The sequence below is a fragment of the Mycobacterium sp. genome (assembly GCF_032162105.1).
Taxonomy (GTDB): domain Bacteria; phylum Actinomycetota; class Actinomycetes; order Mycobacteriales; family Mycobacteriaceae; genus Mycobacterium.
On record NZ_JAVRPS010000347.1, the window covers coordinates 1 to 7658 of the forward strand.

A 7658-nucleotide genomic window follows, 5' to 3' on the forward strand; every position below is an offset into this window, starting at 1 on the left:
CTTCGTCTCGTAGTCGTGCGGGTCGATCTTGGGTCGGAGCTTCTGTTCCTTGACGACGGTCTGCTGCTGGTTCTTGCGAGACTCGCGCGCCTTCTGAGCCGTCTCGTACTTGAACTTGCCGTAGTCCATGATCTTGCAAACCGGCGGTTTGGCGTCTGGGGCTACTTCGACGAGATCGAGATCGGCGTCCGCGGCGACGCGGAGTGCATCTTCGATGCGCACAATGCCTACCTGCTCACCACCCGGTCCGATAAGGCGGACTTCAGGTACGCGGATGCGCTCGTTGATGCGTGTCTCAGTGCTGATGGGGCCTCCTATGTAGTGTTGCCGGAGTCCACGCCATCAGCACCCTGTTCCCTGGAACAGGAAAAGCCCTGCATATAGCAGGGCCCGATGCCGACCGATCACGGCTTGCGCCGCCTGCGCAATACGCAGAACAGGCGTCGCGTGACGCCTGTGACCGGACCGTTGAACCTGGCGTCGATGACGTGGCCAACGGTGGGAGCGGGACTCCACTTGGGTGTCCTGGCATACACCAGAACGGTCGCACGTGCCAGTCTAGCAGGCATGACCGATGTTCCCAGCATCCGCGAACTGGCCGAGATTCCCGCCGTCGAGGTGATCACGCGCTCGGCCGTCATGCTGATGAGCGCCGCCGCCGAGAAGCTGGGATTGTCGGCGCCCGACCCCGACGACAGCCCGCACCGCGACCTCGACGAGGCCCGGCGCCTGATCACCGCGCTCGCCGGGCTGGTGACCGCGTCCGCCGAGTACCTTGGCCCGCACGCCGGGCCGGTTCGCGACGGCTTGAAGAGTCTCCAGCTAGCCTTCCGCGAGGCGAGCGCGGCGCCCGACGAGCCGGGACAGGGTCCTGGCGAGAAATACACGGGGCCGATCTGGTAGCCAGTCTCACCCATTTCCCCGATTGACCGCATATCCTCGCGGCCTATGACTCTGACCGCGGTGAACAAGAAACGGCGCTCCGCATTCTGGTGGGTCCCCGTCGCGGCCGGCTGGACAGTCGGTGTCATCGCCACGCTGTCCCTGATCGCCAGCGTGTCCCCGTTGATCCGGTTGATCATCAAGATCCCGCGCGAGTTCGTCAACAACTACCTCTTCAACTTCCCGGACACCAGCTTCGCGTGGGCCGTCGTGCTGGCGCTGCTCGCGGCGGCACTCGCAGCCCGCAAACGGATCGCCTGGTGGATCCTGGTCCTCTACATGGTCGCCGCCATCGGCTGGAACGTCCTCGACCTGGTCACCGGTGACGAGTCGGTCATGGTGGACATCGGCGAGCTCGTCGGCGCGGCCTTCCACGTCGCGGCGATCGGCTTCCTGATCCTGGCCCGGCCCGAGTTCTGGGCGAAGGTTCGGCGCGGTGCGCTGTTCAAGGCGGCCGCCACCCTGGTCGCGGGAATGGCGACCGGCACGCTGATCGGGTGGGGACTTCTCGAGCTGTTCCCCGGCACGCTGGCCAGGTCGGACAGGCCGCTGTACGCGCTCAACCGGGTGAGCGCGTTCGCGGGCGCCGACGCCGACTCGTTCTCCGGACACCCGCACGTCTTCGTCAACGCCCTGCTCGGCTTGTTCGGCGCGGTGGCGCTGATGGTCGCGGCCATCGTGCTGTTCCAGTCCCAGCGGGCCGAGAATGCCCTCACCGGCGAGGACGAGTCGGCGATCCGCGGACTGCTCGAGTTGTACGGCAAGAACGACTCACTGGGTTACTTCGGCACCCGCCGCGACAAGTCGGTGGTGTTCGCGCCGAACGGACGTGCCGCGATCACCTATCGCGTCGAGGTGGGCGTGTGTCTGGCCAGCGGCGATCCGATCGGGGATCCGCGGGCGTGGCCCGCCGCGATCCACGCGTGGCTCGCGCTGTGCCAGTCCTATGGCTGGGCACCGGGTGTGATGGGCGCGAGTTCGACGGCGGCGCAAGCCTTTCGCGAGGCCGGCCTCAACGCCATCGAACTGGGTGACGAGGCGATCCTGCACCCGGACACCTTCAAGCTGTCCGGGCCGGACATGAAGCCGGTGCGGCAGGCCGTCACGCGTGCGCGCCGGGCAGATCTGACGGTGCGCATTCGGCGGCACCGTGAGTTGTCCGCAGACGAGATGAGCCAGGTGGTCAAGTGGGCCGACGCCTGGCGCGACACCGAGACCGAACGGGGATTCTCGATGGCGCTTGGTCGCCTCGGGGATCCGGCCGACGGCGACTGCCTGCTGGTCGAAGCGGTGCAGAAAGTGGGCGACCAAGCGAACACGGTCGCGATGCTGTCGCTGGTGCCGTGGGGCGCCAATGGGGCGTCTCTCGACCTGATGCGGCGCTCGCCCCAATCCCCCAACGGCACCAACGAGCTGATGGTCAGCGAATTATGCCTGCAGGCCGAAGACATTGGCGTGACCCGCATTTCGCTCAACTTCGCGATGTTCCGGTCCGCCTTCGAGGAAGGTGCGCAGCTCGGCGCAGGCCCGGTCGCGAGGCTGTGGCGCGGCTTGCTGGTGTTCTTCTCCCGTTGGTGGCAGTTGGAGACGCTGTACCGGTCCAACATGAAGTACCTGCCGGAGTGGGTCCCCCGCTTCGCCTGCTACGACGACGCCCGGCTCGTCCCGCGGGTCGGCGTTGCCTCGGTGATCGCCGAGGGCTTCCTGGTGCTGCCGTTCAGCCGCCGCGCCAAACAGCACACCGGACATCACATCGCAGCGCCGGACACGCTGGTGCAATCCGGGTTGCTACACGAGGACGGCAGCGCGCCCGACCTCAGCGGACTCGAGGTCGACATGCTCGAAGAGGCCGGGCCGCCACGGCTACCCGAGCAGGTTCGGGTCCGGATGGCCAAGCTGAAGGCGTTGCAGGACAGTGGAATCGACGCGTACCCCGTGGGTCAGGCGCCCAGCCACACGATCACGCAGGCCGTCGACGCGGGAGACGACGTCACCCTGTCGGTGGCAGGCCGGGTGCTGCGCATCCGGGACTACGGGGCGGTGCTGTTCGCGCAGCTTCGAGACTGGTCGGGCGAGGTCCAGCTGCTCTTCGACAACTCGCGGCTCACCGAGGGCACCACGGCCGACTTCACCGGCGCCATCGATCTCGGCGACCTGGTCGAGGTGACGGGCAGCATGGGCTACAGCAAGAACGGAACGCGCTCGCTTCTGGTCGACAGCTGGCGGCTGATCGGCAAGTGCCTTCGCCCCCTGCCCGACAAGTGGAAAGGCCTGACCGACCCCGAGGCCCGGGTCCGGACACGCTACGTCGACCTCGCCATCAACACCGAGGCGCGCGACCTGATCACGGCACGCAGCCGCATCCTTCACGCGATCCGTGAAACCCTGGTCGGCAAGGGCTTTCTCGAGGTCGAGACGCCGATCCTGCAACAGATCCACGGCGGCGCCAACGCCCGGCCGTTCATGACCCACATCAACGCCTACGACCTCAACCTGTATCTGCGGATCGCCCCCGAGCTCTATCTGAAGCGGCTGTGCGTCGGGGGTGTGGAACGCGTATTCGAACTCGGCAGGGCGTTCCGCAACGAGGGCGTGGACTTCAGCCACAACCCCGAGTTCACCCTCCTGGAGGCCTACCAGGCGCACGCCGACTACAACGTGTGGGTGGACGGGTGCCGCGAGCTGATCCAGAACGCCGCCGAGGCCGCCAACGGCAGCCAGGTCGTCATGCGGCCGGGTGATGCCGACGGCTCGCTGGAGGCCGTCGACATCTCCGGCGAGTGGCCGGTCAAGACCGTGCACGGCGCGGTGTCCGAAGCGCTCGGTACGGAGATCGATGCCAACACCGACCTCGCCCGGCTGCGCACACTGTGCGACGGAGCGGGCATTCCGTACCTGACCCACTGGGATGCTGGCGCGGTGGTGCTCGAGTTGTACGAACGCCTCGTCGAGGGCGATACCCAGCGTCCGACGTTCTACAAGGACTTCCCCACCTCGGTGTCGCCACTGACCCGGCCGCATCGCAGCAAGCCCGGGGTCGCCGAGCGATGGGATCTGGTGGCCTGGGGCGTCGAGCTGGGCACCGCATACAGCGAGCTGACCGACCCGGTGGAGCAGCGACGGCGGCTGCAGGAGCAGTCGCTGCTCGCCGCGGGTGGCGATCCCGAGGCGATGGAGCTCGACGAGGACTTCCTGCAGGCGATGGAGTACGCGATGCCGCCGACCGGCGGGCTGGGCGTCGGCGTGGACCGGGTGGTCATGTTGATCACCGGGCGCAGCATCCGCGAGACGCTGCCGTTCCCGCTCGCCAAGCCGCGCTAGTCGAGCCGGCTCACAGCCCATCTCCAGGAACGGCATCCACCATGATGCCGTGACGACTTCGACGACGAGGATCGCCCAGACCCTGCTGGCGGATCCGGCGGGTGGCTACCGCCAACAACATCTTTCGCTGATGCACGGCTGGGTGCCTTTGGCGGTGCAGGCCGTCGCCGCGGTGGTGCTGCTGGCGGCCATCGGTTGGCGCAACCGGCGCTGGCGGCTGGTGTGGCTGCCGGTGGCAGTGGGCATCGGTGTGGTGCTTGCGGCCACCGCGTACTGGTACATCTCCTCGGAGGGCTTGGCGGGCGACCCTGCTCCGAACTTGCTGTGGATCTGGATCGCGGTGACGGGCGTTTCGGCGGTCGTCCTGGTGGTCGGCTGGCGTGGTGCCCAGTGGTGGCGACGCGGCGCGGCGGCGGCCGCGTTGCCGCTCTGCGTCCTGTGTGCCGGTCTGGCCCTGAATCTTTGGGTGGGCTACTTCCCCACCGTCCAGACGGCGTGGAACCAGCTCACCGCGGGCCCACTGCCCGACGAGACGACCCAGGCCACGGTGGTGGCGATGCAGGCGTCGCGCCAGATCCCGAGCAAGGGCACCGTGGTCCCGGTGACCATCAGCCCGGCCGCCTCGGGATTCAAGCACCGCGGCGAACTGGTCTATCTGCCGCCGGCCTGGTACGCCTCGAACCCGCCGCCCGCGTTGCCGACGTTGATGATGATCGGCGGCGAGTTCAACACCCCGGCGGACTGGCTTCGGGCGGGCAACGCGATCAAGACCATGGACGACTTCGCCGCCGCCCACCGCGGAAACGCACCGGTGCTCGTCTTCGTCGACTCGGGCGGTGCGTTCAACAACGACACCGAATGCGTCAACGGCGCGCGCGGCAACGCCGCCGACCACCTGACCAAGGACGTGGTGCCGTTCATGGAGACGACCTACGGCGTGAGCGCCAAACCAGCCAACTGGGGCATCGTCGGATGGTCGATGGGCGGGACGTGCGCGGTCGACCTGACCGTGATGCATCCCGACATGTTCAGCACGTTCGAGGACATCGCGGGCGACATGGCTCCCAACTCGGGCACGAAGCAACAGACGATCGAGCGACTGTTCGGCGGGAAGGCGGCCCAGTACGCCGACTACGACCCCACCACCGTGATCACCCGTCACGGGCCCTACTCGGGGATCTCGGGCTGGTTCGCCATCAGCGAAACCACCTCACCCACACCGCCTCCCACGGCGGTCAACGCCGCCAACGCCGGCGGCAACGGCCTGGGTGGGAGCGATGCCGCAGGCCGGACCACCGACCAGACCGCGGCGGCGAACTCGCTGTGCGGGCTGGGCGCAGCCAACGGGATCAACTGCGCCGTAGTCGCCCAGACCGGCAAGCACGACTGGCCGTTCGCCGCGCACGCCTTTGCCGCCGCACTGCCCTGGCTGGCCGGGGAGATCGGCACGCCGCGGGTGGCGCGACAACCGTTGCCAGTCCCGGCACCTGCGGCGCCGACGCTGCAGGCGGCGGCCAAGTAGGCGACTCAGTCTCAGTAGTCGGATTCCGCGGCCAGGATCTCGGCGAGGAACGCGTCGGCGCCGGGTTGCGCGAGCCTGGCCCTTGCGAAGGACCGAATGCGCTCGCGGGTTCGGGCGGCGTCGTCGGAGTCGTCGACGTCGGCGCCGATGGTGACGGCGGTGGTTGGCCAATCATGGTCCCAAGCCTGGGTTTCGGTCACCGGCTGCTGTTCCGCTCCCACCAACGGAAGCGTCGCACGACCGTCGGCATCCAGGACACCTGCGCCGCTGACCGCTCCCGATCGCAGCCGCACCGACACACCGGCGGCGGACGCCGTGGTTGCCACCCGGACCGCGGCCACTGCCGCCGGTCCGGCCATCTCTATCGCCCAGTCGACCGTCCGGTCGGCCGCGTCGAACAGCCCGGGTGGGACGGCGGTCCAGTTGACCGAACCGACTCCGTTGGCGATCGCCAATGCGCCTGACCGAACCGATTCAGGCCCGGCAGCCAACGCATAGTCCTGGCGGTGGCGCTGCGACACACCCTCTGACACAACCAGATTCGACCACCCGGCAACGCCGACTTCGTCGGCGAGCTCGCGGCACGCCCCGACGAGCTCAGCAACGCGCGGATCGTCGCCGTTGGCACCCGCAACGAGGCTGGCCCCGTGCCACCGCAGTAACTCGGTCACGTCGGAATCGAAGGTCTCCTCGGCGAAGTAATCCTGTGCGGCGGAAGTCAGCAGAGCAATCTCGCCGTCCAGTACGGCGGGGTCGAGCGCGACGATGCCGTCGCGCGAACTCGCGGGCCACCACCTCCGCAGCCAGTGGCCGACGGCGAGCCGGCGCAGCGGTGCCAGCGCGTCCGGCGACGGGTCGGCACCCGTGACGTCGACGACCCGCCCGTCGTCTGCCACGCCGTCGCCCAGCGCGGCTAGCACGGCGACGTGCCCCGCTTCACCGACCACACGCCAAAGCCATTCGGCGGCAGGCACATCGGTGAAGGTGATCCTGGCCGCACCGGACGGGTCGTCGACCGTCCACGCCAGCACTGCACCGTTGAGTTCGAGGACGGCGACGGCGGGTGCCGCCGCGACCGTCGGGCCTGCGCTCCACAGACCGGAATCGGCGACGAATCTCATCGGGCTGCCTCAATATCGCCCGTCGCTTCGCTCGCCCCAGCCACATCGCCCGTCGCTTCGCTCGCCCCAGCCAGTTCCAGCATGGCCTTGATCCGCTGCCGGTGATCGAGGCTGACCGACCTGGCCACCCCCTCCAGCAGGGCCCTGACGTCGTCGACGTCGTCACAGGAATCCTGCCAGACGTCGCGTCCGTGCAGCCGAGCCCACAGCCTGCTGGTATAGGGGCGCGCGAAGGCAGCGAGGTCCTCGATCACCTGCCGTTGACGCGGATGCAGTGGCCCACCCTCGGCCAGATACCGCCTGGCGTGCAGGACATACGCCTCCTTGCGGAGCCGGGCCTGGATCTGGCGGGCCAAGTCGTAACGCGGCGCAGCGGATTCGCGCAACGGAGCGAGCTCGACGGCGACTTCGATGCCGGCCACCAACGTCGCCTGCTTGTCCTCGGCGAGCAGTCCCCACGGTGCGCAGGCGCGGTCGACCTCCTCTGCGCACAGCAGCGGGAGCTCCGGCAGTTCGTCGCGGTCCAGCGCGCGGCGCAGCGTCGCCCGCACCCGGTCGAGCACGCTGCGATCCAGCGGCCGGTCACCGTCCACGCCGCTCGTCATCGGCGGAGGTTGTTGCGGGGCAATCGAGCTCAATCCGACCTCGACGATCGACCACGGCAGGTCGGCGAACTCGCGGCGCGCCCGAGCGCCCAGGTTGTACGGCGTCGAGTCTGCGATCAACGCCGACCAGACGCGTTGCCGGGCCGC

At 68.5% G+C, this 7658-nt stretch carries 6 protein-coding genes and 1 pseudogene; 3 read left to right on the forward strand and 4 right to left on the reverse strand.

Annotated elements, in window-relative coordinates; genetic code table 11:
- Window positions 1–306: translation initiation factor IF-3 (infC, locus tag QOC69_RS17685; protein ID WP_526441878.1), on the reverse strand; the 306-nt coding region annotated here is incomplete at its 3' end.
- A 98-nt stretch (window positions 307–404) separates the two neighbouring features.
- A complete protein-coding gene (locus QOC69_RS17690) occupies window positions 405–569 on the reverse strand; it encodes a hypothetical protein (RefSeq protein WP_526441869.1) in 165 nt (54 codons plus the stop codon).
- On the opposite strand from QOC69_RS17690, the gene QOC69_RS17695 reads away from it, so the two are divergent.
- The 3 genes from QOC69_RS17695 (at window position 568) to QOC69_RS17705 (ending at window position 5785) form a co-directional block, all read left to right on the forward strand.
- Entirely contained in the window at window positions 568–903 is a 336-nt protein-coding gene (locus tag QOC69_RS17695) for a DUF1844 domain-containing protein (protein WP_526441872.1), read from the forward strand. The genes QOC69_RS17690 and QOC69_RS17695 overlap by 2 nt on opposite strands.
- Before the next feature lie 45 nt (window positions 904–948).
- Entirely contained in the window at window positions 949–4263 is a 3315-nt protein-coding gene (gene lysX / locus QOC69_RS17700) for a bifunctional lysylphosphatidylglycerol synthetase/lysine--tRNA ligase LysX (RefSeq protein WP_526441874.1), read from the forward strand.
- Window positions 4264–4393: 130 nt separating this feature from the next.
- On the forward strand, window positions 4394–5785 hold the full coding sequence (locus QOC69_RS17705; RefSeq protein WP_526441880.1) for an alpha/beta hydrolase: 1392 nt from the start codon (window positions 4394–4396) through the stop codon (window positions 5783–5785).
- A gap of 11 nt (window positions 5786–5796) precedes the next feature.
- On the opposite strand, the gene QOC69_RS17710 is transcribed toward QOC69_RS17705, so the two are convergent.
- The gene (locus QOC69_RS17710; protein ID WP_526441876.1) at window positions 5797–6906 is read right to left on the reverse strand and encodes a hypothetical protein; all 1110 of its coding nucleotides are present in this window, start codon (window positions 6904–6906) and stop codon (window positions 5797–5799) included.
- Window positions 6907–6977: 71 nt separating this feature from the next.
- A pseudogene (locus QOC69_RS17715) lies at window positions 6978–7658 on the reverse strand (hypothetical protein); the annotation flags it as partial.